Origin of the sequence: Dietzia sp. UCD-THP (genome assembly GCF_000349585.1) — a bacterium.
Lineage (GTDB): Bacteria > Actinomycetota > Actinomycetes > Mycobacteriales > Mycobacteriaceae > Dietzia > Dietzia natronolimnaea_A.
Map to the genome: position 1 here is coordinate 1 of NZ_KB714650.1, position 25,381 is coordinate 25,381.

The 25,381-nt window shown below is 70.8% G+C and carries 25 protein-coding genes; 7 read left to right on the forward strand and 18 right to left on the reverse strand.

The features are described from left to right. Positions 1 to 444: 444 nt before the first annotated feature. Positions 445 to 1,950 carry an amidase gene (locus tag H483_RS28520; protein WP_017836716.1) on the reverse strand — a complete coding sequence of 502 codons (1,506 nt, stop codon included), beginning with the start codon at positions 1,948 to 1,950 and terminating at the stop codon, positions 445 to 447. A gap of 66 nt (positions 1,951 to 2,016) precedes the next feature. On the opposite strand from H483_RS28520, the gene H483_RS39620 reads away from it, so the two are divergent. After that, positions 2,017 to 2,976 carry a PHB depolymerase family esterase gene (locus H483_RS39620; protein ID WP_017836717.1) on the forward strand — a complete coding sequence of 320 codons (960 nt, stop codon included), beginning with the start codon at positions 2,017 to 2,019 and terminating at the stop codon, positions 2,974 to 2,976. Positions 2,977 to 3,032: 56 nt separating this feature from the next. Here the strand turns inward: H483_RS39620 and H483_RS28530 are convergent, their stop codons facing one another. Then, positions 3,033 to 3,512, reverse strand: coding sequence for a membrane protein (locus tag H483_RS28530; RefSeq protein ID WP_031264849.1), 480 nt, complete (start codon positions 3,510 to 3,512; stop codon positions 3,033 to 3,035). A 60-nt stretch (positions 3,513 to 3,572) separates the two neighbouring features. On the opposite strand from H483_RS28530, the gene H483_RS28535 reads away from it, so the two are divergent. Then, on the forward strand, positions 3,573 to 4,013 hold the full coding sequence (locus H483_RS28535) for a MarR family winged helix-turn-helix transcriptional regulator (RefSeq protein WP_017836719.1): 441 nt from the start codon (positions 3,573 to 3,575) through the stop codon (positions 4,011 to 4,013). 18 nt (positions 4,014 to 4,031) lie between these two features. Here the strand turns inward: H483_RS28535 and H483_RS28540 are convergent, their stop codons facing one another. The 3 genes from H483_RS28540 to H483_RS28550 are packed head-to-tail and all read right to left on the reverse strand — an operon-like array spanning position 4,032 to position 5,734. Then, a complete protein-coding gene (locus H483_RS28540) occupies positions 4,032 to 4,469 on the reverse strand; it encodes a PaaI family thioesterase (RefSeq protein WP_017836720.1) in 438 nt (145 codons plus the stop codon). 23 nt (positions 4,470 to 4,492) lie between these two features. Further along, the gene (locus tag H483_RS28545; protein WP_017836721.1) at positions 4,493 to 5,146 is read right to left on the reverse strand and encodes a GyrI-like domain-containing protein; all 654 of its coding nucleotides are present in this window, start codon (positions 5,144 to 5,146) and stop codon (positions 4,493 to 4,495) included. A gap of 3 nt (positions 5,147 to 5,149) precedes the next feature. Beyond that, positions 5,150 to 5,734 (reverse strand): pyridoxamine 5'-phosphate oxidase family protein, encoded by a 585-nt coding sequence (locus H483_RS28550; RefSeq protein WP_017836722.1) that lies wholly within the window; start codon positions 5,732 to 5,734, stop codon positions 5,150 to 5,152. 89 nt (positions 5,735 to 5,823) lie between these two features. On the opposite strand from H483_RS28550, the gene H483_RS28555 reads away from it, so the two are divergent. Continuing rightward, on the forward strand, positions 5,824 to 6,030 hold the full coding sequence (locus H483_RS28555; RefSeq protein ID WP_017836723.1) for a sigma factor-like helix-turn-helix DNA-binding protein: 207 nt from the start codon (positions 5,824 to 5,826) through the stop codon (positions 6,028 to 6,030). Positions 6,031 to 6,043: 13 nt separating this feature from the next. Here H483_RS28555 and H483_RS28560 read toward each other — a convergent pair whose 3' ends face one another. After that, on the reverse strand, positions 6,044 to 8,413 hold the full coding sequence (locus H483_RS28560) for an excinuclease ABC subunit UvrA (protein ID WP_017836724.1): 2,370 nt from the start codon (positions 8,411 to 8,413) through the stop codon (positions 6,044 to 6,046). Positions 8,414 to 8,511: 98 nt separating this feature from the next. Next, positions 8,512 to 8,868, reverse strand: coding sequence for a hypothetical protein (locus H483_RS28565; protein ID WP_042329798.1), 357 nt, complete (start codon positions 8,866 to 8,868; stop codon positions 8,512 to 8,514). Between the two features lie 168 nt (positions 8,869 to 9,036). Here H483_RS28565 and H483_RS28570 point away from each other — a divergent pair, with 168 nt between their 5' ends. Continuing rightward, positions 9,037 to 9,381: an RNA polymerase-binding protein RbpA gene (locus tag H483_RS28570; RefSeq protein ID WP_017836726.1), complete on the forward strand. Its 345-nt coding sequence runs from the start codon at positions 9,037 to 9,039 to the stop codon at positions 9,379 to 9,381. Between the two features lie 90 nt (positions 9,382 to 9,471). On the opposite strand, the gene H483_RS28575 is transcribed toward H483_RS28570, so the two are convergent. From H483_RS28575 to H483_RS28585, 3 genes are read right to left on the reverse strand one after another with little or no spacing between them, the layout of a single operon-like run. Then, on the reverse strand, positions 9,472 to 10,239 hold the full coding sequence (locus H483_RS28575) for a polyprenol monophosphomannose synthase (protein ID WP_031264851.1): 768 nt from the start codon (positions 10,237 to 10,239) through the stop codon (positions 9,472 to 9,474). 12 nt (positions 10,240 to 10,251) lie between these two features. Further along, positions 10,252 to 11,862 carry an apolipoprotein N-acyltransferase gene (gene lnt, locus H483_RS28580; RefSeq protein ID WP_017836728.1) on the reverse strand — a complete coding sequence of 537 codons (1,611 nt, stop codon included), beginning with the start codon at positions 11,860 to 11,862 and terminating at the stop codon, positions 10,252 to 10,254. Further along, positions 11,859 to 12,758 (reverse strand): hypothetical protein, encoded by a 900-nt coding sequence (locus H483_RS28585; RefSeq protein ID WP_017836729.1) that lies wholly within the window; start codon positions 12,756 to 12,758, stop codon positions 11,859 to 11,861. Before H483_RS28585 ends, lnt begins: the two co-directional genes overlap by 4 nt. Positions 12,759 to 12,830: 72 nt before the next feature. Here H483_RS28585 and H483_RS38770 point away from each other — a divergent pair, with 72 nt between their 5' ends. After that, positions 12,831 to 13,673: a hypothetical protein gene (locus H483_RS38770; protein ID WP_017836730.1), complete on the forward strand. Its 843-nt coding sequence runs from the start codon at positions 12,831 to 12,833 to the stop codon at positions 13,671 to 13,673. Here the strand turns inward: H483_RS38770 and H483_RS38775 are convergent. Both H483_RS38775 and H483_RS28600 read right to left on the reverse strand, forming a co-directional pair. Then, entirely contained in the window at positions 13,665 to 15,302 is a 1,638-nt protein-coding gene (locus H483_RS38775) for a cobalt-precorrin-6A reductase (protein ID WP_017836731.1), read from the reverse strand. The two genes, H483_RS38770 and H483_RS38775, sit on opposite strands and share 9 nt — an antisense overlap. Before the next feature lie 28 nt (positions 15,303 to 15,330). Beyond that, entirely contained in the window at positions 15,331 to 16,110 is a 780-nt protein-coding gene (locus tag H483_RS28600; RefSeq protein ID WP_017836732.1) for an SDR family NAD(P)-dependent oxidoreductase, read from the reverse strand. 135 nt (positions 16,111 to 16,245) lie between these two features. On the opposite strand from H483_RS28600, the gene H483_RS28605 reads away from it, so the two are divergent. After that, a complete protein-coding gene (locus H483_RS28605) occupies positions 16,246 to 16,653 on the forward strand; it encodes a pyridoxamine 5'-phosphate oxidase family protein (protein WP_017836733.1) in 408 nt (135 codons plus the stop codon). A 340-nt stretch (positions 16,654 to 16,993) separates the two neighbouring features. Here the strand turns inward: H483_RS28605 and H483_RS28610 are convergent, their stop codons facing one another. Next, on the reverse strand, positions 16,994 to 18,100 hold the full coding sequence (locus H483_RS28610) for a Xaa-Pro peptidase family protein (RefSeq protein ID WP_017836734.1): 1,107 nt from the start codon (positions 18,098 to 18,100) through the stop codon (positions 16,994 to 16,996). A gap of 133 nt (positions 18,101 to 18,233) precedes the next feature. Here H483_RS28610 and H483_RS28615 point away from each other — a divergent pair, with 133 nt between their 5' ends. Continuing rightward, on the forward strand, positions 18,234 to 19,163 hold the full coding sequence (locus H483_RS28615; protein WP_017836735.1) for a 5'-3' exonuclease H3TH domain-containing protein: 930 nt from the start codon (positions 18,234 to 18,236) through the stop codon (positions 19,161 to 19,163). Here the strand turns inward: H483_RS28615 and H483_RS28620 are convergent, their stop codons facing one another. The 5 genes from H483_RS28620 to H483_RS28640 all read right to left on the reverse strand — a co-directional run bounded on the left by H483_RS28620 (position 19,164) and on the right by H483_RS28640 (position 25,373). Further along, positions 19,164 to 21,824 carry an RNA helicase gene (locus tag H483_RS28620; protein ID WP_017836736.1) on the reverse strand — a complete coding sequence of 887 codons (2,661 nt, stop codon included), beginning with the start codon at positions 21,822 to 21,824 and terminating at the stop codon, positions 19,164 to 19,166. After that, positions 21,808 to 22,746 (reverse strand): twin-arginine translocase subunit TatC, encoded by a 939-nt coding sequence (tatC, locus tag H483_RS28625; RefSeq protein ID WP_042329840.1) that lies wholly within the window; start codon positions 22,744 to 22,746, stop codon positions 21,808 to 21,810. Before tatC ends, H483_RS28620 begins: the two co-directional genes overlap by 17 nt. A gap of 117 nt (positions 22,747 to 22,863) precedes the next feature. After that, complete coding sequence (gene tatA, locus H483_RS28630) at positions 22,864 to 23,346, reverse strand: Sec-independent protein translocase subunit TatA (RefSeq protein ID WP_017836738.1); 483 nt, start codon at positions 23,344 to 23,346, stop codon at positions 22,864 to 22,866. A gap of 108 nt (positions 23,347 to 23,454) precedes the next feature. Further along, a complete protein-coding gene (locus tag H483_RS28635) occupies positions 23,455 to 24,408 on the reverse strand; it encodes a YafY family protein (RefSeq protein WP_017836739.1) in 954 nt (317 codons plus the stop codon). Then, the gene (locus tag H483_RS28640; RefSeq protein WP_017836740.1) at positions 24,405 to 25,373 is read right to left on the reverse strand and encodes a YafY family protein; all 969 of its coding nucleotides are present in this window, start codon (positions 25,371 to 25,373) and stop codon (positions 24,405 to 24,407) included. Before H483_RS28640 ends, H483_RS28635 begins: the two co-directional genes overlap by 4 nt. Positions 25,374 to 25,381 lie beyond the last annotated feature (8 nt).

Sequence of the window (25,381 nt, forward strand, 5' to 3'; positions counted from 1 at the left end):
CTGATGCAATACGCAGATTTTGACTTTACATAATGTAGATTATCGGCACTTGGCGATAACGCCGATAGCGGTGGGCCCTGCAGCGATGCTGTTGATCGTGCCGCCCGGGTGCCGGCCCCGGCGCGGTGTTGTTCTGTCGGACTGTCCCGGTCGCCCCGCCCGTCCACTGAGGTCGCGGCCCCGTCGACGCGGTTTCAGCCGACGTTCGCGCCGGCCGACTCCGTCGTGCGGAGACGCCCTCTGGGCGGCCTGGCCCCGGTACCGCTGGCCGCGGACTCTGACGGGCGGAACCAGTCAGACGGGTGGAGCCCAACCTGACGGGTCAAGCGCCGGGCCTTCGGGGCGACACCGGGGCGACACCGGGGAGGCCAGCGGACTACGCTCAAAACGTCACTGTGACGTATCTAGGGGCGCTCCCCGTGAGGCCGGGTGACGAGCCCCGAGTTATCGAGGTCCCCCCGCGCCGGCGGGTACGGGCGGCCGCTGGTGATCCCACGGCACCGCCTGCTCGAGCTGACCGGCGAGGCGCAGGAGCATGGCTTCACCCCCGAGCTGTGAGATGAACTGCACCCCCATCGGCACGCCCTCAGCGGTCCGGTGCAGAGGTAGCGAGAGTGCCGGTCGACCGGTGAGATTGGCCAGCTGGGTGTACGGGATCCAGCTGAGGTTGTTGTTGATCATCGACTCCACGAGCCCCGAGTGTCGCAAGAGTCCGGCCGTCCGGGTCCTGAGCAAACCCTTCGCCGCACGGTGAGCGAGTCGCGGGGTGTCCAGCGCGCCGATACGCGGCGGCAGGTCGGCCAGCGTGGGCGTGACCAGCAGGTCGTAACCCTCGAAGAACGCGGACAGCCGCCGCACGTGCTCGTGTCGACGCATCACCGTGTCGACGTACTCGACGCTGCTGTGCGCTCGTCCGAGGGCAGCCATGATCTGCGTGTCCAGCTCGAAGTCCTCGTCCCGGCATCCGGTGCGCCTCTTGACGTCGTCGACCTGCCACGCCAGCACCACGAACCAGGTGGTGAGGAAGTCGCGCGCCAGCGCCAGGTCGTCGATCGGCTGTTCGGCGAACATCTCGATGTCATGCCCGAGGTCGGACAGCGTGCGTGCCGCCGCCTCGACCGATGCCGAGGCCTCCGGGTGTGGGTCGGAGTTGATCGAGGACGCGGTGCACACGCCGATCCGCAGTCGCCCCGGGTCTCTACCGACCTGCGAGAGGAAGTCCTCGGTGGGCATCCCGGGGACGTAGGGCCCGCTCGGTTCGCCACCGGCCAGTACATCCAGCATCGCCGCAGAGTCGCGGACGGACCGCGAGATCACGCCGTGCGTCGCCGCACCGTGCATCGCCTCCCCTAGTGACGGCCCCATCGGCACCAGGCCCCGGCCCGGCTTGAGCCCCACCAGGCCGCAGCACGCGGCCGGGATGCGGATGGAGCCGCCGCCGTCACTGGCCCCGGCCACCGGGACGACACCGGCCGCCACAGCGGCGGCCGACCCTCCCGAGGACCCACCGGGCGTCCTGGAGGTGGCCCACGGGTTGCGGGCGGGCCCGAAGAGGTCTGGTTCGGTGATGCCCTTCGCGCCGAACTCGGGGGTGTTGGTCTTGCCGAAGATGACGAGCCCCGCGTCGAGCCAGCGCTGGACCACGGTGGAATGCTCGACCGCGGGGACGTGCGACAGGGGCCGTGAGCCGCCGCTGGTCGGCACTCCCCGGTAGTCCTGGCCCAGATCCTTGATGAGGAAGGGAACGCCGACGAAGGGTCCGTCGAGCGGTTCCGTCACCCGTTCGCGGGCCCGGGCGTCCATCCGGTGGACGATGGCGTTGAGCTGCGGATTGACGGCGTCCGCCTGCTGCACCGCGACCGCGAGCAACTCGCTGGCCGTCACCTCCCCCGACCGGACCAGCGCGGCCAGGCCGAGGGCGTCGTGGCGACGGTACTCATCGATACGCATGGGGTGTGAGTCTACCCAGGGCCGCCCCGGGGGCCGGGCCAACGACAGATCACGCACACTCGAGAGATGACCCACTCGATGTTCCCCCGACCGGCCCGGGCTCTGGCGTGCCTCGCGCTCGCTGTGTCGACTGCCGCCTGCGCATCGCCGTCCGGCGAAGGCGACCCGTCCGCCTCGATCCCGGCGGACGCGTCGCAGAACCTCACCAGCCACTCGACGGTGCTGGACGAGCGGACCCGGACGTGGACGGTCTACCGTCCGCCGGCCGCGGTGGACGACCCCTCGGCACCCGTCCTCCTGGTCATCCACGGGACCGGGGACACCGCGTCGGGGATCCGCAACGGGATCGGACCCGATCTCGAGCAACTGGCCGACGAGGAGGGGGTCACCGTCGTCTACGTCGACGGTCACCAGAACAACTGGAACGAGTGCCGCGTCGAGGGTGACTGGCCCGCCAAGGAGGAGGACCTCGACGATCTGGGTCTCATGCGTCAGGCTGCCGAGTCGGTGGGGACGACCGGCCCCGTCTACGCGGTGGGCTTCTCCTCCGGCGGTCACATGGCGATGCGCCTGGCCCTAGAGGCGCCAGACCTGGTCGATGGGGTCGCGGCCGTGGCCGCAAATCCCCCGACCGCAGGCAACCTCGGTTGCGAGGTGCAGGGTGACCCGGTCCCCATCATGTTCGTGCAGGGGCGACAGGACCCGATCAACCCGATCGACGGTGGTGAGGTCCGCGTGGGATCGGGACTCACCGCGGTTTCCCGGGGCGAGGTCATGTCCGCCGTGGAGGGTGCGGAGTGGTTCGCCCGACACAACGGGGTGGCAGAGGGCCCGGGGACGCCGTCGACCAGTCGGGAGGCCGACGCCGAGACCCTCACCTGGGAGGGGCACGCTCCGGTCCGGCTGGTGATGGTGGACCGCGTCGGCCACTCCTTCCCCACCCTGTCCGGCAGGTGGGGCCGCGACGGAGGGGCCCGCTATGACGCCCCCGGTGAGATCTGGAGGTTCTTCTCCGAGCTCGAGTGAGAGAATCGGATTCACCCGGACGACTGTGGGGTCTCGGGCATCAGCGGGATCGGCGATCAGGGGCGTCGGTTCCGCCACGCGCGCCACGCCCCGGTGGACCACAAGGCCCACGCCACCAACAGGGGCTGGAAGAACAGTCGGACCAGGCGGGCGCGGTCGGTGTCCAGTCCGAAGGCGTCCGTACCGGTGACGTACTGCGAGATGTTGCCGGGGAAGATCGCGACGAAGAAGCCGGCGGTGATCCACCCCACGGCGGGCCGGACCCTCGAGGGGGCCAGGATGAGCGCGGCGCCCAGCCCGATCTCGACCACCCCGGAGGCCAGCACCACAAAGTCCGGGTCCAGTGGTACCCAACCGGGCACCTGGGCCTGGAACTCCTGGCGCAGAGTGGTCAGATGCCCCACTCCGGCGCCCGCCAGCGCTGCGCCGAGAGCCCAGCGACCGACGTGGCGGACCGCCTCCCCGGCCCGGCCTCCACGACGAGTCGCCTGGATGCCTGTAGGGCCGGCCGGTCGGTTGTCCGGAGTTCGGTTCATGGCAGAAGTATTGCGCACAATTCAATTGTGCGCAATCGACTTCCGAGAGACACTGGGTGGATGAACGCCGATCTCCGCCTCGACCAACAGGTCTGTTTTGCCCTCTATGCCGCTTCCAGGGCGTCGACCGCGGCGTATCGGGAGGCCCTGGCTGCAGTGGGGCTCACCTATCCCCAGTATCTGGTGTTGTTGGCCCTGTGGGAGGAGGACCGTCTGACGCTTCGACAGTTGGGCGAGCAGATGTACCTCGACTCCGGCACCCTGTCCCCACTGATCTCGAGAATGGAGACCGCCGGGCTGGTCTCTCGCAGCAGGGAGGGCAGGGACGCCCGAAGCGTGACCGTCGTGCTCACCGATGCGGGCCGCGCACTGCGCGAGGAGGCCGGCCGCATCCAGTGCGCAGTGCTGGAGAAGCTGGACATGCCTTCGGAAGACCTGGTCGAGCTACGCCGACTGGCGCGGAGCGTCGTCTCCGCTATGGAGCGTGCGGGCGCCGACTGATCGACGCCTCGTATTCAGTCAGGCGTGCGGCGCAGGATCAGGCCGCGGTACGTTCTGCAACCTGAGCTGGCCCCTGGCCAGAACTTTCCCGCTCTCGGACTGGTTGATCACCACGTCCCACAACTGCTGGCTGCGCCCCTGGAACAGGGCTTCCGCGAGTACCTCCACGCGTCCACCGGTCGATGCCCGCAGGAAGTCGGTGGCGTTGTGGATGCCCACGGCGATCTGGCCGGAGCCGGTCACGGCGGCGCCGGCGCCCGCGCCGCCCGCCGATTCGACGATGCTCGCGTAGACACCCCCGTGGACGGTCCCCCAGGCGGTGAGGTGGTCGGTTCCGAGTTCCGCGTGTCCTCTGAGGGTCGTCGAGGTCACCTCGTCGACGACGAGTCCGGAGGCCCGGACGAAGGTACTCGCGTCATCAGAAGAGGCATCGGGGAACCCGTCGGAGGCGGTCATGAGTCCTTTCTACCCGCACCCGATCACTGCTCCGGAGCACCGCGCCGGATCAGGTCTTCGGCGGCCCTCGCCACGGGTTGACGCAGGATCGTTCGCAGTCGAGCCGGTTCGGTCCTGCGTGCGTCGGAGAGATAGATCTCGTGATGATGCCCTGAGGCGATGAATCCGCGGCCGGGGATGACGTCCTCGTGCATCCGGGCGATCACCGGCGCTTCTGCGTCGTACGGCCCGACGTGCAGGGACTGCAGGGCGGTGCCCTCGGTGAAGTCCTCCACGCGGATCCGGTCCACCGCGACGTGGGGCTTCCTCTCGGTCACCGTCTCGAGCGCGGCGACGATCATGTCTGCGGGAACCCAGTCCGGCTGCCAGATCATCATGGTCCATTCCCACGCGTCCTTGTTCCGCGCGGTGAACACCTCGAGATCGCGGGCGTACCAGAGTCCCTCGAGTGGGCCGACGGTGTGGACGCGCCCGAGCTCGCCCTTCGCCGCAGCCCGCACCGCATAGGAGCACGTGTACAGGGCCTCGATCACTGTGGCGTAGTCACCGGAAGTGTTGGGATCGCCGTGGCCGTCGGCCATGAGGAACCGCATCGAGGGCACTTCAATCACGTCGAACCGGCCGATTCGACCGTTGTAAAGATCCTTGCGTTCGCGCTTGATGTCGAAGGAGTCCACGGTTCACCCTTCGCGAAGCTCGTCGATGTGCCGGCGGTAGACCTCGGTGAGGTCGTCGATGTACGCGCGATCCCACCTGGGGGTGATGTGCTTGCTGCAATTGGCGTCGGCGGCGACCAGGTCCACGACGACCGCCCGCTCCACATGCCCGGCGTAGGTCCTCTCCCCCATCACCCGCAGGCGCTCCACCAGCTCGGGGTCGCGGTCCGGCTCGACTATGCGGGCGTGGCCGAACACCTTGAGCCGGGACCGGGTGGGGTAATCGACGAAGAGCAGGAAGACGCGGCCGTCGTGGTCCACGTTGCCCACCGAGACGTACTGACGATTGCCGCGGAACTCCGCCCACGCAAGTGACGTGGGCGTCAGGACGTGGACGAAACCCGCGGGACCGCCGCGGTGCTGGGCATAGGGCCATCCGGTTTCGGTGACGCTGGAGAGGACGAAGTGGTCGGCGCGCCTGATCAGCGCGGAGTCGGTGCCCTCGAGGCTGAACTCGCCGGCCTCCGGCGGCCGGGTGAGTCCGACCGACGCCTGCCGGGCACGCGCGGCGGGGCCGAACGCGATCTCCGGATAGCGGTTGGCGGGCACGGGTCCGACCCTACTCCGCCCACACGCGGCGTCAACGCTGGTTGACGACCGGCCGTCGTCAATGTAGGTTGACGACCGAGGTGAGGGATGTGGAGACGACCTTCGATAACGACGACGACGCGCCGAACCCGGTCGCGCGTCTGGCCGCGATCGCGGAGGCGAAGACCGCCCTCGCTCGCGAGGAGTCCGCAGCGGTCCGGCACGCCCGGCTGCACGGCTTGAGTTGGGCGGAGATCGGGGTCGTCCTAGGAGTGAGCAAGCAGGCGCTGCACAAACGGTTCGGTCGAGCGGGCTGAGTGACGGCATACCTCAGCTGGTGGCGGGTTCGCCGCTCTGCCCCACGTACTGCGCAAGGTGCTCACCGGTGAGCGTGGATCGGGCCGCCACGAGTTCGGTGGGCGTGCCCTCGAACACGACGCGGCCACCACCGTGGCCGGCCCCGGGGCCGAGGTCGATGATCCAGTCGGCGTGGGCCATGACGGCCTGGTGGTGCTCGATGACGACGACGGACCTGCCCGCGTCGACCAGCCGGTCGAGCATACCCAGCAGGTTTTGGACGTCGGCCAGATGCAGGCCGGTGGTCGGTTCGTCGAGCACGTAGACCTCCGCGTTGTCCGCCATCTGCGCGGCCAGCTTGAGCCGTTGCCGCTCCCCGCCGGACAGCGTGGTCAACGGCTGTCCGAGACGGACATAGCCCAATCCCACATCGCGGAGCCGGAGCAGTATCTTGTGCGCGGCCGGGATCCGGGCCGGTCCCTCGCGGAAGAACTCCTCGGCCGTGGCCACCGACATCTCGAGAACCTCACCGATGGTGCGCTCCCCCAGCCGGTACTCCAACACCTCGGCCTGGAAACGCCGCCCCTCGCAGTCATCGCACATCGTGGCGACCCCCGCCATCAGCGCGAGATCGCTGTAGATCACTCCCGCACCCTTGCAGGTGGGGCACGCACCCTCGGAGTTGGGGCTGAACAGCGCGGGTTTGACTCCGTTGGCCTTGGCAAAGGCTTTCCGGATGGGGTCGAGCAACCCGGTGTAGGTGGCAGGGTTACTGCGGCGGGACCCGCGGATCGCGGCCTGGTCTATCGCGACCACCCCGGGCCGCGGGGACACCGCCCCGTGGATGAGCGAGCTCTTCCCGGAGCCCGCCACACCGGTCACCACGCACAACACGCCCAGCGGAATGTCGACGTCCACGTCCCGGACATTGTGGGCGGTCGCGCCCCGCACTTCGAGGTGGGCGGTCGCCTTGCGCACCTCAACCTTGAGCGACGCCCGGTCGTCGAGGTGCCGGCCGGTGACGGTGCCGCTCTCCCGGAGCCCGGAGACCGACCCCTCGTAACAGATCTCGCCCCCCTCGGACCCCGCGCCGGGCCCGAGGTCCACCACGTGATCGGCGATAGCGATGATCTCCGGCTTGTGCTCCACCACGAGCACGGTGTTCCCCTTGTCGCGCAGCCGCAGAAGCAGGTCGTTCATCCGCTGGATGTCGTGTGGATGCAACCCGATCGAGGGTTCGTCGAAGACGTAGGTCACGTCCGTCAGCGCTGATCCCAGATGCCGGATCATCTTGACCCGCTGCGACTCGCCGCCGGAGAGCGTGCCGGCCGGCCGGTCCAGCGAGAGGTAACCCAGCCCGATCTCTACGAAGGAGTCCAGGGTGTGCTGGAGAGCCGCGAGCAGCGGGGCGACCGACGGCTTGGAGAGCCCGCGCAGCCACTCGGCGAGATCGGTGATCTGCATCGCCGAGGCGTCGGCGATGTTCAACTCCCCGATACGGGAAGACCGCGCGCCCTCGTTGAGGCGGGTACCGTCGCAGTCGGGGCAGGTGGTGAACACCACCGCCCGCTCGACGAACGCCCGGATGTGCGGCTGCATCGCCTCCACATCCTTGGCCAGCATCGACTTCTGGATCTTCGGAATCAGACCCTCGAAGGTCACGTTGATCCCGTCGGCCTTGATCTTGACCGGATCCCTCCGGAGCAGATCGTGCATCTCCTGCTCGGAGAAGTCCCGGACGGGCTTGTCCATGTCGAAGAACCCGGAGCCCGCGTAGATGCGCCCGTACCACCCGTCCATCGAGTACCCGGGCACCGTGATGGCGCCCTCGGCGAGCGACCTGGACCTGTCGACGAGTGCGTCGACGTCGAAGTCGGACACAGACCCACGTCCTTCGCATCTCACGCACATCCCGCCGGTGATGGAGAACTCCGCCTTCTGCCGGGTGCCGTCCGCCTTCTTGAGGGTGCCCACCCCGCTGGCAGAGGCGACGTTGAACGAGTACGCCTTGGGTCCGCCGATGTGCGGCTCCGCGAGCCGGCTGAACAGGATGCGCAACAGGGCTCCGGTGTCGGTCGCCGTTCCGACCGTCGATCTGGGATCGGATCCCATGCGCTCCTGATCCACCACGATGGCCGTGGTGAGACCGTCGAGGAGGTCGACCTCGGGGCGCGCGAGGGTGGGCATGAAGCCCTGCAGGAAGGCACTGTAGGTCTCGTTGATCATCCGCTGGGATTCGGCGGCGATCGTGGCGAAGACCAGGGAGCTCTTGCCTGAACCGGAGACGCCGGTGAACGCGGTGAGCCGGCGTTTGGGCAGATCGACGTCGACCGACTTCAGGGTGTTCTCCCGCGCCCCCCGGACACGGATGACGTCGTGGGAATCGGCGATGTGGTCACTCACGGGGGCATCTCCTCGCTGCGGGTCTGCGGTCAACCGTAGGTGCCGAAAGACACCGCCCGCGGGTTATCCGGTGGCCCGGTTCACCTCAGGCGCTCGTGTCACCTCAATCGCTCGGCGCGCCGGGCAGCGGCCACCAGATCGCCGGACATCCGCGCCAACTCGGCGGCGTCCTCCCCCTCGACGATCGCGGTGTGCAGGTCCTCGCACGCACACCTGAGCTGGAACATGCGGTCCATGAGATCCGTCGACTCGGCGTCCGAGAGCACCACCGTACCCTCCGGCAGCTCGCGAACCCGCAATGACTGGCGCTGCTCGTAGGCGCGCTGACGGCAGGAGCGACGGCAGTACCGTCGTCGTCGACCCGTGTTCCCCTCGTCGACCGGACGCCCGCACCACGCGCACGAGGCCTCACCCCGCCGGGGCGGGGGGAGCTCGGTGGGGGCGTCGGTGTCCACGGTGGTCAGGGTACCGAGAGGGTCCCCGGCTGGCCTGCTGCCGTGTGCCGTGGGAACATTTGGGGGGTCACCTGGCGTTACATGACCAGGAACACGACAGCGTCGTGTCACAGGATGTCATGTGGCAGTCAGCTGGACAGACGGACGAACACGGTAGAAGGAGTTCGCATGGCAGATCGAGTCCTCAGGGGCAGCCGCCTCGGTGCGGTGAGCTACGAGACCGACCGGGACACCGATCTCGCGCCCCGGCGGATGGCCAAGTACCAGACGGAGAACGGCGAGGTGTACGAGGTCCCGTTCGCCGACGACGCCGAGATCCCCGGCACCTGGATGTGCAAGAACGGCCAGGAAGGCCAGCTCATCGACGGCCCGTCGGTGGAGGTCAAGAAGGGTAAGCCGCCGCGCACCCACTGGGACATGCTCCTCGAGCGTCGGTCGCTCGACGATCTGGAGGACCTGCTCAAGGAGCGGATGGACATCCTCAAGAAGCGTCGGCGCGCCGGCGCTCGCTAGAGCAGCCAGACCCCGCTGGGACGCCCCGGCCCCTCGACGGGGCCGGGGCGTCCCGGCGTTCGGGGGCGTCCCGACTTCGCGGGGCGGGGGTCAGCGCCGGACGAGCGATCTCAGCTGTCCGCGTCGCTTCTCCCAGCCCCACCGCGCCACGTTCACAGCGGCCTCGCGGAAGATGGACTCACTCATCTTGGAGTGCCCGACGGTGCGTTCGGTGAAGGTGATGGGGACCTCGACGACCGTGCCCCCGGTGTTCAACAGACGCCAGGTCATGTCGATCTGAAAGCAGTAGCCCTTCGATTCGATCGCGCCCATGTCCAGACGCGACAGGGACTCGCTGCGGTACGCCCGGAAGCCCGCCGTGATGTCCTTGATGCCCACCCCCAGCATGATTCGGGAGTAGACGTTGCCGCCGCGGGAGATCACGTGGCGCTGCCACGGCCAGTTCTCCACGCTGCCACCGGGCACGTAGCGCGATCCGATCACCAGGTCCGCGCCGGCGTCGATCTCCGCGAGCATCGCGGGCAGCCGCTCAGGCGGGTGGCTGCCGTCGGCGTCCATCTCCACGAGCACGGAGTAGCCGCGTTCCAGGCCCCAGCGGAATCCCGCGATGTAGGCGGCGCCGAGCCCCTGCTTGCCAGCGCGGTGCAGGACGGTGATCCGCCCCCGGGGGTCGTCGGCGGCGAGCCGGTCGGCGACCTCCCCGGTGCCGTCGGGGCTGTTGTCGTCGGCGATGAGGACCGCCACGTCGGGGGCTGACGCGAGCAGACGCTCGACGACGCCCGGGAGATTCTCGCGCTCGTCGTAGGTGGGGATGATCACCAGCGTCCGCGCGGACGCGGCTGCGGGCGGAGGCGCCATCGGATCGGTCACTTACGTCTCCTCGTACTCGGTCGCGGGTCGCTGCCGGGTGCGGATCAACGCCCATCCCAGGCTGACGAGCCCGATGAGGCAGCTCACCATCTGCGGGATGCCCCCCAGTCGGGTTGCCATGGTACCGGCGGAGTCCGACTCGACCTGCGCCGACAGTGTCGCGGGCTCGAAGATCCCGGTCTCCTGGAGCACCTGACCGTCCGGGCCGATCACCGCGCTGACCCCGCTGGTGGCGGCGACGAGGACGGGGACGTGGTGCTCCACCGCCCGGACCCGCGACATGGCGAGCTGTTGGTAGCTCATCGGGGATCTGCCGAAGGTCGCGTTGTTCGTGGGCACCGTGAGGATCTGCGCTCCGCGGGCGACCGGTTCACGTGCCGCGGCGTCGAAGGCGATCTCGAAGCAGATGGCCACCCCGAAGTCGATCCCGGCCGCGGTCACCACCCCGTCGCCGTCGCCTGGGACGAAGTGCCCGGCGGTCCGGGCGATCGGGAACATGGCTTCGAGCGGCGCGCGCAGGGGCAACCACTCCCCGAACGGTTGGATGTACTTCTTGTCGTGGCGGTCGACCACGGGATCCGCGGCGGGCTCGGGCGATCGATCGTCCCAGACCAGGTAGGAGTTGGTGGCCTCGGGGCCGTCACCCACCCGCAGGACGGTGCCCACAAGGATCGGGGCGTCCAAACGGCGGGACAGGGCGGAGATCTGGGCGCCGGCCTGCCGGTCGGCCAGGGGCGAGATGTCGGAGGCGTTCTCCGGCCACAGCACCACATCCGGCCGGACCGCGGTTCCGGCCTCGACGTCGTCGGCGAGTTCCGCGGTCACCCGGAGGTGGTTTTCGAGGACCGCCCGGCGCTGCGCGTTGAAGTCCAATCCGAGGCGCGGGACGTTGCCCTGGATCACGGCGATATCGGCTGTCTCCCCGGTCTCTCGGGACGTGGTGTCGAGTGCCGCGGCGGCGGCGAGTCCAGCGGTGACGAGGGGAACCATCAGGAGCCCGCCGGCCGAGCGCAGTGGCACGCGCGGGGGCCGGTGCCGGCGAATGAGCAGGAGGACGACGAGTCCGAGCGCGGTGCCCGTGGCCGCGACCGCGAACCCCAGCAACGGGGTACCTCCGAGCGAGGCCAACGGCAGCAACGGGCCGTCGGCCTGGCCGAACGCCAGTCGGCCCCACGGGAAACCGCCCCACGGCCACGAGGAGCGGATCCACTCCCACACCGACCACCATCCGGCCACCCCGAGTGCCGCGCCCACCACCCGCAGACCGTGCCGTCGCCCGGCCGCGAGTCCTTCCCGGAGGATCACCACGGCCCCGGCCCCGAACGCGGCGAGGTACAACGCCTCGACCAGCGCCAGAGCCCACGCGGCGTAGGCCCCCACGTACAGGCCCACCCACGGGACCAGCAGGAGGAAGAACACCAGGCCCGCGATCAACCCGAGGAGGGCACCGGTCCGCGGACGGGGCGCCACGCCGCGCAGCGGGGACAGGACCACGACGAGCAGTGCCAACGCGAGGATCGCGGACCACCACAGGCCGACGGGGGGGAACGACGCGGCCAGCAGGGCGCCGGCCGCAGCCGCCCCCACCGCCCGGGACAGGACGCCGGTCACCGCGGGGGCACCGTTGTCTCACCGTCGACCACCAGCGCGCGCAGGACGGGGTCCGGCCCCGAGAGGTCGGGCATCGGTGGCACACCGGACCGCGGGTCGGTGGACCATCGTTGGACCGCGTCGTCGGCCGCGACCACGGCCAGCTCACCGGTCCGCCACCTCGCGTAGGTCGCCGCCGCGCCCGGGGTGAGGGTCCCGGCCGTGCCGTCGCGCGCCCCGGCGGCGCGGCGGGCGCCCCGGGTCACAGCGGTGAACGCGGCGCGGGGGGACAGGCCGCGACCGCCGGGTACCGCGGTCAGCGCCCGCAGGGTGTCCCATGGCCGGACCGAGCCGTCCTTCCGGGTCGATGCCGCGAGCGCCACCCCGGAACCGGCGATCCGGACGAGGTCGACACCCTCGAGGTCGTCGACGAGGGGCCGGAGCAGGAGAACCGTGCCGACGGCCGCGAGGCCCGTGAGTGTCTCGTCGTCGATCCGTGCGCCCATGCCGATGAGGAGCGGCGTGCACCGCGCCACCGTCGGACCGCCGACCTCGCCGGCCACCCGGGTGAGCGCGTCCGCTATCCGGGCGGGGTCCTCGTGGCCGTCCAGGACCACCCGCTCCCCCGCCCGGACCCGGCCGGCCACGGCCTCGAGCGGATGCGATGCGGGCACGTGGGCGGTGACCACGCCGGCGTCGGCGGCGGACTCGAGGTCAAGGCCCACCGAGAGGCATTCGGCGAATGCGGGGGCGACCCAGTCCCCCTCGAGATCGAGGCGGTCGGCTCCGGGGAACAGTGCGGGTCCCGGGGCGTCGGCACCGGCCCACAGGATCACTCCGTCCTCGTGGGCCAGGGCGGTGGCATCACGTGAGGAGGGAGTGAGGACGCGGCCCCCGGTGGCCAACAATGCGGTCATGACCCCGAGTATCCCTGAGCCACCGGTCCGGGGACCGGCCCCCCACCCGCTCCCCGCCTAAGCTGACTTCCCATGACCGCCTCGCCCGACGACGCACTCGCCCGGTTCCCGGGCGGCCGGCTGCGCCCCACCGACTGGACGACCCTGGCCACGGTGGCCGCAGACGTCGGCGGTGGGATCGGGCTCGCGCCTGGGGGTGGCGTTCTGATCCGGCCCGCCGACGGTGAGCCGATCCCCCGTTCCGCACTCGTCGCGGCCGGACTGTCCCCCGCCGTCGGGGATCACCGCCTCCCCCACGTCCTCGCCTCACCCATGGCCGGCCGCCTCGAGGGTCACCACGACCTCGCGGACCTCCCCGAGCGCCTGTGCGCGGAACTGCTCGGACGCGTCGAGACCCCGGTGCCGCGTCGTTCGCTGGTGGTGGGCCTCGACGACGGCTCCGGGGACGTGCTGGCCCACGCGCCCGACCTGGCGGCGGTCAGCTCTGGTCCCGGCGGCGCCGTCCGGGTCCACGCGCCCGGCCGGCTGGAGGAAACCGAGGTATCGGCGCTCGACGCTCCACGGGTCCTCGCGGACATGGCTGACGCACTTCTGCGTGGCCCGGATGCGGCCCGGGGAAGCGGTGTCCCGCACGCACCCCGCTCCCCCGTCACCGCCGCCGAGATCCCACGCGTGGGGTGGGTCGACACCACCGATGGGCTCGTCAGCCTTCTCGCGGTGGTCCCCCACGGCATCGTCCCGGCACGTCTTGCCGGGTTCCTCGGGGCCGTCGATCGGCCGAGTACCGTCTCCGCCGACAGGGTGATCGGCCTCCACGGCCTGACCGAGGACATGGCCGAACAGGTGGTGCGGGTCCTGGCGCCGATGGGGATGATCTTCGACGCCTCGTCCCCCTGGGTGACCGGATCAGCGTGAGCCGAAGCGGTGGACCAGCCAGCGGGCCGCCTCGTCCACCGAGTGCACGGTGTCGGCAGTGAACGCCGTGTCGCCAATGAACGGGGTGTCGAGGGCCCCGGTGTCGCCGCGTCCGCCCACGTCGGTGGGTGACGCAGACGGCCGGTCCACCATGACGACCGGGATACGCAGATCGCGCGCGGCACGAAGCGTGGCGGCCGCCGCCTGCGCCCCGGTGTTCCGGGTGACCAGGACGTCGATGCGGTGGCGCGACATGAGGGTGCGCTCGGACTCGACTCCGAACGGACCCCGGTCGAGGACGAGCAGGTAGCGGTGCGGGAGTGGTCCGGGTGGAGGCTCGGCGCACCGGATCAGGTAGGACCCCCGGGTGTCGCCCGCGAAGGCGGCCGGGCCCCCTCGTCCCACTGTGAGCATCGGGCGGCGGAATCGCTCGCGGACCAGTCGCGAGGCGGCGTCCACGTCGGCCACCGGGATCCACCGGTCGCCGTCCTCCGGCGCCCACGGGGGCCGGAGAACGCGGAGCAGAGGGGTGCCGGTCTCGTGGGCGGCCCTGGTCGCGGAAACCGACACGTCGGTGGCGAACGGGTCGGAGGCGTCGATGAGGGCGCTCGCCCGGTTCTCGCGGAGCCAGCGGGCCAGGTCCTCCGGCCCCCCGAACCCACCGATCCGCACCTCGCCACGGGGCATCCGTGGGCGGGACGATGTTCCGGTCAGAGAGGTCACCACGTCGAGCCCGGCCGTGACCATGAGTTCGGCGAGCCTGCGCGCCTCGTCGGTCCCGCCCAGGAGGAGGATCCGGCCCGGTGTGGGCGCGGGCATCCGGGAGGTGCTCGGCGCGACGGACGGCGTCACCGATTCACGAGCGGACTCGGGTGACGGGCTCCCGTTCGGCGCCGGGTCTCCGCCGAGACCGTCGTCGTCCCGTCCGCGCCCGAGCGCAGGTCCCGCGCAGACCACCATGTCCTCCGGGAGATCCGTTCCCGTCATGCGGCCCATGATGTCGCCGAAGGTTCCGACGACGGTGATCTCGCCCTCCCGGCCCGGGGCGACCACGATCCCGACGCTGCACTCCGGGCCGTGGGCGGGCGCGAGCTCCCGGATCACCCCGGCGAGTCGACGGGGACCCACGTGCGGCACGACGGTGAGGTCCGCACCGCCGGTCGGGAGGGATGGGACCGGCTCCCCGTCGGACGGGGACGCTCCGGACTCGTGGGACGGCCGCACGATGCGGACCGAGGCGGGTCCACCGGGTCCCGCCAGCTCGATCCCGAGAGCGGCGGCGGCCGCGGCGATGACGGGAACGCCGGGGACGATCTGCCACCCGATCCCCGCGGCGTCGAGAGCGCGGAGCTCCTGCGCCACCCCCCGGTACGTGGAGGGCTCGCCTGGGATGAGCCGGACCACCGGGTCTCCGCGTCCACTCGCCTCCCGGATCTCGGCGACGACATCCGCGACCGGCATCCCGGTGGTGTCGACCAGTCGGGCCCGCGGAGGGCAGAGGGACAGCACCTCCTGCAGTTCGTGGTCACCCTCGAACAGGCAGGTGCCGCACTCGGCGAGGAGTCTGGAGGCGCGGACGGTGAGCAGGTCGGCATCGCCGGTGCCGACGCCGACGAACGCGGCGGTCACCGGTCGCGATCCACGGTGGCAGGGGGCCTCACCGGGGCATCCGTCGCCAGATCGGCTGCGGGACGAACCGGGCCACGACGAACATCACCCGCAGCTGCCACGGGATCCACACCACCCCGGCCCGTCGGGCCCGCACCCGGTCGACCACCGCATCGGCCACCTGGTCGGGCGTGGAGGAGAACGGCGCGGGGTCCATGCCCTCGGTCATCCGGCCGATCACGAATCCCGGGCGGGGGATCACCAGAGTGACGCCCGTGCCATGGAGTGCGTCCGCCATCCCCGAGGCGAAACCGTCGAGACCCGCCTTGGCGGACCCGTACACGTAGTTCGCGCGCCGAACCCGTTGACCGGCGACGGAGGAGAACGCCACCAACACACCGCGCTTCCGGGGCTTCATCCGCTCCGCCAGCACGGTGAGCAGGGCGGCCTGGGCCACGAAGTCGGTGTGCAGGATCCGGGCCGCTGCCGCCGCGTCCTTCTCGGCCACCTCCTGGTCGCCGAGGATCCCGAACGCCAGGACCGCGACCGAGATCTCACCGATCCGGGACTCGACGTCCTCCACCACCCTCGCGTGGGAACCGAGGTCGTCGGCGTCGAAGTCGATGATCTCGACCGCCGAGGCTCCGGCGGCTGTGAGAGGTGCCGCCAGGGAGGAGACGTCGCGGCCGGGTCGTGTGGCGAGGACGACCGTGCGTCCGTCCGCGAGACGCCGGGCGATCGCCAGACCGATCTCGCTCCGGCCACCGAAGATCACGACGACCTCGCCGCCCGGTGCGCGCCGGGGTGCGGGGGATGCGGGGCTGGACATGAGGGCATTGTCCCACGCCCGGTGACACCCGGGTCCCACGCACGGCCCAGGTTCGGTCGCACGCCCGGCGCCGCCGTCCGTCGCCGCCACCCGTCGCCGCCGTCCGCTCCGGCTCACTGTGGCAGGCTCGCCGCTATGTCCCGCACCCTGGCAGACCTCTCCCCCGAAGCTCACGAGTTCCTCGCCGAGTACCACCTCGGTACGCTCACCACCCTCCGCAGTGACGGTTCACCGCACGTGGTCGCGGTGGGCTTCACCATCGACACCGGGTCGGGTCTGGCCCGCGTGATCACCCGGAGGGGGTCGCAGAAGGCCCGCAATGCCGCACGAGGTGGGCGGGCGGCGGTCTGCCACGTGGACCGCGGCCGCTGGTTGACGTTCGAGGGCCGGGCGACGTTGCTCACCGACGAGGCCGCCGTGCGCGAGGGGGAGCGCCGGTACGGGATGCGCTACCGGGAGCCGAAGCCCAATCCCGAGCGGGTCGTGGTGGCGATCGAGGTGGACCGCGTCCTGGGCTCCAAGCAGATGTTCGCCGACGCCTGACACCGCGGTTCGATGCACGGCCGGGGGCGCGGCCGGGTGCGCGGTCTGCTGGACGAGACCAGACGACTCCTCCGGGTTCGCGTGCGCGGTTACAGCCGCCCGCTGCCATGGCGTCTCGCCTGAGCCGATGCGCAGGCCGGACGCCATCCCGGCGGGCGGCTGTGGCTGGCGAATGCAGCCGCGCGAGCGAGACGCCAGGCGCGGGAGCGGATGCGGGAAGGCCGACGTGCGGCGGGAGCACCGGGCGCTGCACCTCGGGCCGTTGCGCTTCGGTCCGTGGTGCACGACGACGCCGGAGGTCGTTGACTGCAGAGGCCGCTGATTGCAGAGGTCGCCGAGGCTAGAGGACTCGCAGTCCCCTGTCCCCGGTGTTCAGGTCGCGTCGGCCGTCCGCGGTGACGGCGACGATGTCCTCGAGGCGGGCACCCCACCGGCCGGCCTGGTAGATCCCGGGCTCGACTGAGAAAGTCATCCCCTCCACCAGGACGGTGTCGGCGCCGGGGGCGACGAACGGCGGCTCGTGCAGGCCCATGCCGATGCCGTGTCCGGTCCGGTGGACGAAGAGCTCCCCGAGTCCGGCGGCCGCGAGGTGGTCGCGCGCCGCGGCGTCGACCTCACCGATCGCGATCCCCGGTCGTACGGCGTTGCGGGCCAGGCTCTGCGCCTCCTCCAGTACGGCGTGGGTCTCGGCGACGCCGGCGGCCGGTGCGCCCATCGAGTAGGTGCGGGTGCAGTCCGAGTGGTACCCGCTCGGGAGTGGTCCCCCGATGTCCACGACGACGACGTCCCCCCGCTCGATCACCCGCTCGGAGACGCCGTGGTGAGGGTCGGCGCCGTTGGGGCCCGACCCGACGATCACGAACTCGGCGTGCGCGAGGCCCTCCTGCTCGATGGCCGCGGTGATCAGCTCACCCACCTGTGCTTCGGTGCGACCGACGACGAGGAACTCACCCATCCGGGCGTGGACCGCATCGATGCGACGTGCGGCCTCGGCGAGCTGCTCGACCTCCGAAGGGGTCTTGACGGCCCGCACGTGGTCGATCACCTCTGAGGCGAGGACCACCTCGCCGTCGACGCCCAGCTGGAGCGGCACGAGGTGGAGGGCGGGCATCGCGGTGGATACGGCGACGCGGCCGGACACCGTGCCGGCCACGAGCGGGACGGCATCCGTTCCGTCAGCCCAGGGGTGCAGCTCCGCGCCCACCCGGTCGGCCGCCACGCGGAGGGCGTGGGTGAGCTCGAGGGCCGGGACGACGAGGAGGGGCACCCCGTCGCCGACGGGGACGACCATCGCCGTGAGCCGCTCGTGTGAGTCCATACGCTCACCGGTGAGGTAGGCCATGTCCTCGCCGGAGTACACCACCACGTGGTCGATGCCGATCTCCCGCGCGCGGTCACGCACGGCCGCGAGTCGTCGGGCGTGGAGGTCCGAGGGGTCGGTGCTCATCCCCCCACCCTAGGGTCTCCCGGTTCGCCGCCGCCCGGTCGTGGCGATGGGCGTGAGCCGCTGACGACGGAGCACGGGGGACTATCCTGGCGCAGGGCCGACACCCGGCCCGATCCCGACCCGAGGAGGCGTGGTGTCCCAGGGCCCGCTCATGGTTCTCGACAGTGCCGGCCTGTGGTTCCGCGCGTTCCACTCGGTGCCGGAGAAGATCACCGGGCCGGACGGCGCACCGGCCAACGCGGTGCGCGGGTTCTGCGACATGGTGTCGGTGCTGCTCGAGCAGTACTCGCCGACAGGCCTGGTGGCAGCCCTCGACCGTGAGTGGCGCCCCGACTGGCGCGTCGACCTGCTGCCGTCGTACAAAGCCCACAGGGTCGGGGATGACGGCGGTGAGGACGCGCCCGCCTCGCTCCACCCCCAGGTCGGTGCGATACGAGAGATCCTCACCGCGGCGGGCATCACGCAGGCGTCCGCGGCCGACGCCGAGGCCGACGACGTCCTGGCGGAGCTCGCTGCGCGTGACCGCGAGGTGCTGGTGGTGACGGGAGACCGCGATCTGTTCCAGCTGGCATCCGCGACCACCACGGTCGTGTACGTGGGCGCCGGTATGAGGAAGCGTCTCGCGTACACCCCGGAGGTCGTCGCGGAGCGATTCGATCTGCCCGCCGGCGACGATGCGCGGGTGTACGCGGACTACGCGGTACTGGTCGGTGACGCCTCCGACGGCCTGCCGGGGGTGGCGGGTATCGGCACCAAGACCGCGGCCTCCCTCCTGCGGGAGTACGCAGACCTCGACGGCATCGTGGCGGCCGCCGAGGACGAGGGGTCGGGCCTCGCCGCGCGGCAGCGCACGGCGGTCCTCGAGGCCGCCGACTATCTGGCCGCCGCCCGCGGGGTGGTCCGGCTCCGGACGCGGGGCATCGAGCCGGAGTTCGAGGGGGATGTCGACGGTCGGCGAGGGCGCGTGGACCGCGAGAAGTTGGATCTCCTGGGCGAGGCGACGGGGCAGACCCGGGCGATCGGACGTCTGGAGAAGGCCGCCTCAGTGCTCGATCCGGCCTGATCAGGCCATGTGGTCGAGGACGACCCCGCGGCGCAGTGACCCCACGGCCGATCGCGCTGTGCGCGCCAGGTCGGGCTCGGCGACCTGTCCGACCTGGGCCAGCACGTCCACGACGAGACGAGCCGATCGCACGAAGTCCCCGGCGGTGAGTTCCACGCCCTCCTGCCAGGACGCGGCGAGGATCGACGAGAGCGCACCGCCCGACACCCAGTGGTGCAGGACCGGGGCGAGTCCGGCATCGAGATCGGGGGTCGGCGGCAACTGGTGGGACTTCTCGGCCGCCGTGACGTCCGCGGCGACGCGGTCGGTCTCGGCGAGGGCCGCGCGCAGCAGTTCGTCGGAGGGTTCGCGGACCGCCGAGTCGCTCCGGGGGTGGGCCACGACGCCTGTGATCACCGCGGCCAGCCCCGCCGGGTCGAGCCCCGACCACACACCGCGCCGGAGACACTCCGCCACGAACAGGTCCTGCTCGGTGTGGATCCCCGCCAGAAGATGACCGGCGTCCGTGGCACGGACATCCCCCTCGTGCTTCTCCAGGTAGCCGAGGTGGTCGAGCAGGTCGACGATCCTGCGGAACCGGCGGGCCAGGGAGTCGGCATCCGCCTCCACCTCCGCGGTGAGCGTGTCCACGTCCGCTGCGGCTCGTGCCCAACGTTCGTGGAGACGGGCCAGCCTGTCGATCCGGGGATCCTCGTGCAGGGGGTGCTGGCGCAGGGCGCGTCGCGTGGCCGCGAGTCGTGGGTCCTTCCGGACGGACTTGCCCCCGGCGTTCTTCATCCGGCCTCTGGCCTTACCCCGCAGCCCCTCCATCCGCTGGACCAGTGCCCGTTTGGCCCGCCCGTCGAGTTTCCGGCGACCCCGGGGCAGGTCGACCCTCCCCACCGGCACGGGGGGCGCCGCGAAGTCCTGCTGGCGCAGCCACCCGGTCCAGCCGGAGTCGGTCAGACACAACAGGGCCGGGTCGGAGGGGATGTCGGTGCGCACCTGGAGCACCGTGGCGACCATGCCGAACCGCTTGCGTCCGACGGTGATCACGGAACCCGCGGTCTGTTTGAGCATCGCCGCGCGCACGGAGTCCAGCCGGTCGTCGCGGGTGGCCTTCTCGGATGATTTCTCGAGCCGGCTCAGGTCCGCGCGCAGCGACATGTACTCGTCGAGCTGGGAGTCGCCGCCGGCCTCCTCCAGGTCCGCACGGATCCGGTCCCGCTCGTTAGTCCGTCGTTCGACCGCCCGTGACCGGGACACCAGCGTGCGGTCGGTCTGGAATTGGGCGAACGACCTGCCGATGAGGGAGGTCGCCTCCGCCACACCGAGCTGTTCCACGAGGTTGACGGCCATGGAGTAGTCGGGGGTGAACGCACTGAGCAGGGGGAATCGGGGGGTGTCCACGAGGGCGGACAGCGCGTCCAGGTCGAGATCCTGCTGGTCCAACACGACCGCGGTGCCCTTGGTGTCGATCCCTCTCCTGCCGGCGCGGCCGGTGATCTGGGAGTACTCGGCGGAGGTGAGCATCGCGTGGGTGTCGCCGTTGAACTTGGTGGTCTTCTCCAGGACGACCGCGCGGGCCGGCATGTGGATACCCAGGGCGAGGGTCTCCGTGGCGAACACCACCTTGATCAGACCGGCCGAGAAAAGCTCCTCCACGACGGTCCGGAACAGCGGGAGCATGCCCGCGTGGTGGGCGGCGATGCCACTGATCAGCCCGGCCCTGAAGGCGGTGAAGTCGAGGGCGTCCAGGTCGTGTCGGGGAACCTGCGCACAGGCCGCGTCGACGTGCGCGGCGATCCGTCGCGACTCCTCCCCTGTGGTCAGTCGCAACCGGGCCCGGCGCATCTGAGACACCGCCCCGTCGCACCCGGCCCGCGAGAACACGAAGTAGATCGCCGGCAGGAGATGGTCGTCGTCGAGCTTCTCGATGACGTCCTGGCGCCGCGCCCACTGCGCCCGGGGCCGCGCCGCCACCCGTTCGTCGTGATACCCGCCGCGGCTGCGTCGTCGGTGATCGGCGGCCGCACGGATGGGGACCAGGTCCCCGTCCGTGTAGAGCATGTGCGCGAGGGGAACGGGCCTCACGTCGGAGAGGACCACGGCGGTGTCGCCCCGGATCTCGGTGATCCAGTCCCCGAGCTCCTCGGTGTTGCTCAACGTCGCCGACAGGCCCACGAGCCGGACCGCCGGATCGAGGGTCAGGATGATCTCCTCCCAGACCACGCCTCGCGACCGGTCCCCCAGGTAGTGGATCTCGTCCATCACCACGCAGTCCAGGTCGTGCAGGGCGGAGGACCCGGCGTAGATCATGTTCCGCAGGACCTCGGTGGTCATCACGACCACCGGGGCGTCGGCGTCGATGGAGTGATCCCCGGTGAGCAACCCCACGTTCTCGGGCCCGAAACGGTGGCGGAACTGACGGAACTTCTGGTTGCTCAGTGCCTTGACCGGTGTGGTGTAGAAGCACCGGCCGCCGCCGGACAGGGACCGGTGGGCCGCGTACTCCCCGATGAGCGTCTTGCCCGACCCGGTGGGCGCCGAGACGAGGAGATTGCGGCCGGCGTCGAGCGCGGAGAACGCCTCGAGCTGGAACGGGTCCGGATCGAAACCCTCCGTCTGGAGGAACGACTCGAGCAGGGTGCCCGCGTCGTGCGGCTCAGAGCGTGTCGTCATACATCGCCCCACCCGCCGGTGCCTGGAGGGGCCGTGCACCGCTGACCGGCTCGGGCGCGGCGAGCGGGCCGGTGGAACGCACCTCCCCGGAACCGTCGAGGCGCTCGGACGGACCCAGCGGTGAGGCGGACTCGTCGTCGACGTCGAGCCATTCCTCGCGGGCCCTGCTCTTGCGCTTGTCGTGGATGCGGGCGAACTGGATGGACATTTCCACCAACACGCACACCGCCGCGGCGAGCGCCAGCATCGAGAACGGATCCTGACCGGGCGAGGCGACCGCGGCGAAGACGAAGATTCCCATGATGATCCCGCGCCGCGACCTGGCGAGCACCTCGTACCTGAGCACACCGGCGACGTTGAGCATCGCGATGAGCAGCGGGATCTCGAAGCTCACCCCGAAGATGAGGATCAGCTGGATGAGGAAGGAGAAGTACTGCGTGCCCGACAGGGCCGTGGTCTGGACGTTGTCGCCGATGGAGAGCAGGAACTCGAGGGCGAAGACGATGACGACGTAGGCCAGGACCGCCCCGCCGATGAACAGGATGGCGGCGAGTACGGTGAACGCGATTCCGTAGCGCTTCTCGTTCTTGTGCAGACCCGGCGTGATGAAGGCCCACAACTGGTACAGCCAGACCGGGCTGGCCAGCACGATCCCGGCGGTGGCGGCCACCTTGAGACGGAGCATGAACTGCTCGAAGGGGCCGGTCGCGAGGAGCCGACACTGGTCGTCCGAGTCGCCCAGTTGTAGGCGTGCGCCGGGTGGGATGTCGCAGTAGGGGCCGGTGAGGATCTCGCCCAGCGAGGGGACGCCGAAGAAGCCGCTGCCGTACCACCAGAACCCGAAGCCCAGCGTCACCACGATCGCCGCGAGGGCGATGAGCAGTCGCTTGCGCAGCTCGTAGATGTGCTCGATGAGCGGCATCGTGCCGTCGGGGTTCCGGGGCCGGCGCTTGCGCCTGGACAACAACCGACCGGCGCCGCCCCCGGGGGTGGCGCCGGTCTTCTGGGGTCCTGTCTGCGTCATCTGTGAGTAGACCTGCTACCGCTCGGTGCCGGTTCCGCCGTCGTACGGACCGGTGGGGTCGAACTGCTGCGGCGGTTGCTGGTGCTGCGGCCGGTGCTGCTGCCCCGCCTGCGGAGTCTGTGGGTACTGCTGCTGTTGCTGCTGCCCCGCCTGCGACGGCTGCTGGTACTGCTGCTGGTACTGCTGCCCCGTCTGTTGGGACTGGCCCTGCTGCTGGTAAGGCTGCTGCGGGGCCTGCGGGTAGCCCTGGGCCTGATGCTGAGCCTGAGCGGGATGCGCCTGCGGCTGGACGTACTGCGCGGCGTTCGGCTGACCCGCCTGGGTGAGCGCTTCCGGCTCGGCAGGCTTGTCGTCGTTCTGCATCTCCTTGATCTCCGATTTGAAGATCCGCATCGACCGGCCGAGGCCGCGAGCGGCGTCGGGGAGCTTCTTGGAGCCGAAGAGGAGCAGCACCACCGCGAGGACGATGAGCCAGTGCCAGATGCTCAACGCACCCATGTCAACCTCCGTTTGTGTGACAACACGCCCATGCTAACGCACCCACGACGACAGCCGGTGGCGCGGTCCCCCCCGCCGAACGCGGTGACCAGCGGGTTCACGCGGATTTCACGGCGAGGACACCGAGTCGTCGCGGGCCCCGTAGAGCGCGAGCCCGGCGGTGGCCCGGTCGGCGATCTCCGCGGCCAGTCCGGGGTCGGACGGCGTCACGACGTCGGCGTGTCCGAGCAGGAACCTGACCAGCCACGTCCGGTCGTGATAGGCGATCGAGACGTCGAGATCGCCGTCGGGGCGCCGGACCACGTCGTGGAACCCGAACTCGTCGAGGAACCACGCGGCCGCGGCGGGGACGACGGCCCGTTCCAGGAGGACGCCTGCCCCGCCGTCCTGGGGTTCCGGACCGAGCGCCCGGCGCGGGCCGACCTCTTCGACCCCGCTCATCCGGTCGGTGCGGAAGGTCCTCCACTGCCCTGTCCCGCGATCGACCCCGTGGACGTAGGAGTGTCCGTCGGACACCGAGAGCCGAGCGGGATCGACCACTCGGGTGGTCGAGGTGTCCGAGCTGGCCGAGTGGTAGACGAATCGCAGGGCGCGTCCGTCGTGGAGGGCGGTGCGGACCACATCGGCGTCCGGTGGGGTGTCGGGGCGGGAGGGCTCCTCCGCCCGGGCCTCGACCCCGGCTGCGGCCCGGAGGGTCCGCAGGAGATCACGCAGGGCGGTCTGGTCGACCACCTCGGGATGATCGAGGAAGATCGCGAGGCCGGTCTCCAGGGTGACGGCCTCGGCCGCGGTGAGCCGGACGGGACGATCGATGCCGGCGGTGAACGTCACCTCGACCAGTTCGGCGTCGTCCAGGTCCTCCGAGGAGAAGGCGAGGTCGATGAGGTCGCCCGGCCCGTACCCGGGTAACCCGCAGGACCACAGTTGCCAGAGCGCGTCCCGCAGTTGTTTCTCCGTCATTCCGAGATTCCGCGCGGCCTCGTCCACGTGCACCGCGCCCCGGGTGTGGAAGTACGGGACCACGCTGAGCAGCGTCGCCAGTGGGACGGCACGGGAGGTCATCGGTCGGCCTCCTGCGCGGCGGAGAGGATGGTCAGGACGCGGACGCGGAGTTCGGAGGGCCGGAGGGCCACGGCGTCGGCGCCCTGGGACGCCACCATCGACGACAGCTCACCGAGCGGGGCACGCACCTCCAGGTCCGCGCCCGCACGCCCGAACCGGTGCGCGGATGCGGCGTCGCGGGCCATCGCACGGAGTTCGGCGGCGTGGCCGTCCGCAGCCCACACGGTGGCCTCGACCACCGGGTTCAGGCGGGAGATGGCGTCGTCGACGAGCGCCAGCACCTCGGCGGTGCGCGGAACCGGGACGGTCCGGCCGGCCTGGCCCACCCGGACGTCCGAGACCCTCACCAGGCGGAACGTGCGGGGTTCGCCACGATCGAGATCGTGACCGACCACGTACCAGTTGCCCTGCCGGGAACCGGTCCACCACGGTTCGATCCTCCGGGCGCTCGGCTCGGTCGCCCCGGCAGGGGTGTGCGAGAACGTGAGGTGTCGGCCCTCCGCGACCGCCTCCGCGACGACCGCGGCGACCGCGAGTTCGGCCGGGTCCTCCACCGACACGGTCGCTCCGGCGTCGTGCACCGGGTCGATCCCCGCGGCGGTGAGCTTGGCCAGCGCCCCGTCGGCCCGGGCGGCCCGCTCCCCCTCGCGCCACACCTCGGAGGCCACGGCCAGCACTCCGGCCTGTTCGGGGGTGAGGGTGATCTCGGGGAGCTCGTAGCCACCGGCGGGGATCCGGTACCCGGCCGGGGACCCCGGCGCCAGTGAGGCTCCCTGTTCGAGGGGGACGCCCACCTCGCGGAGTTCCCTCTTGTCCCGCTCGAACATCCTCAGGTAGGCGGCCTCGTTCTCGCAGTCGTCGTAGCCCTGGACCATCCTGCGGATCTCCCCCGCGGACAGGTAGGCGTTGGTCGACCTCAGACAGATGACGAGGTTGACCAGCCGTTGCGACTTGGAGGTGGACACGGGCAGGA

What these genes read in the sequence shown, in the direction of transcription:
- H483_RS28520 (WP_017836716.1), bottom strand. Translation starts at nt 1,950, where the DNA reads ATGCGTATCGATGAGTACCGTCGCCACGACGCCCTCGGCCTGGCCGCG.
- H483_RS39620 (WP_017836717.1), top strand. Translation starts at nt 2,017, where the DNA reads ATGACCCACTCGATGTTCCCCCGACCGGCCCGGGCTCTGGCGTGCCTC.
- H483_RS28530 (WP_031264849.1), bottom strand. Translation starts at nt 3,512, where the DNA reads ATGAACCGAACTCCGGACAACCGACCGGCCGGCCCTACAGGCATCCAG.
- H483_RS28535 (WP_017836719.1), top strand. Translation starts at nt 3,573, where the DNA reads ATGAACGCCGATCTCCGCCTCGACCAACAGGTCTGTTTTGCCCTCTAT.
- H483_RS28540 (WP_017836720.1), bottom strand. Translation starts at nt 4,469, where the DNA reads ATGACCGCCTCCGACGGGTTCCCCGATGCCTCTTCTGATGACGCGAGT.
- H483_RS28570 (WP_017836726.1), top strand. Translation starts at nt 9,037, where the DNA reads ATGGCAGATCGAGTCCTCAGGGGCAGCCGCCTCGGTGCGGTGAGCTAC.
- H483_RS28575 (WP_031264851.1), bottom strand. Translation starts at nt 10,239, where the DNA reads ATGGCGCCTCCGCCCGCAGCCGCGTCCGCGCGGACGCTGGTGATCATC.
- H483_RS28585 (WP_017836729.1), bottom strand. Translation starts at nt 12,758, where the DNA reads ATGACCGCATTGTTGGCCACCGGGGGCCGCGTCCTCACTCCCTCCTCA.
- H483_RS38770 (WP_017836730.1), top strand. Translation starts at nt 12,831, where the DNA reads ATGACCGCCTCGCCCGACGACGCACTCGCCCGGTTCCCGGGCGGCCGG.
- H483_RS28600 (WP_017836732.1), bottom strand. Translation starts at nt 16,110, where the DNA reads ATGTCCAGCCCCGCATCCCCCGCACCCCGGCGCGCACCGGGCGGCGAG.
- H483_RS28605 (WP_017836733.1), top strand. Translation starts at nt 16,246, where the DNA reads ATGTCCCGCACCCTGGCAGACCTCTCCCCCGAAGCTCACGAGTTCCTC.
- H483_RS28610 (WP_017836734.1), bottom strand. Translation starts at nt 18,100, where the DNA reads ATGAGCACCGACCCCTCGGACCTCCACGCCCGACGACTCGCGGCCGTG.
- H483_RS28620 (WP_017836736.1), bottom strand. Translation starts at nt 21,824, where the DNA reads ATGACGACACGCTCTGAGCCGCACGACGCGGGCACCCTGCTCGAGTCG.
- tatC (WP_042329840.1), bottom strand. Translation starts at nt 22,746, where the DNA reads ATGCCGCTCATCGAGCACATCTACGAGCTGCGCAAGCGACTGCTCATC.
- tatA (WP_017836738.1), bottom strand. Translation starts at nt 23,346, where the DNA reads ATGGGTGCGTTGAGCATCTGGCACTGGCTCATCGTCCTCGCGGTGGTG.
- H483_RS28635 (WP_017836739.1), bottom strand. Translation starts at nt 24,408, where the DNA reads ATGACCTCCCGTGCCGTCCCACTGGCGACGCTGCTCAGCGTGGTCCCG.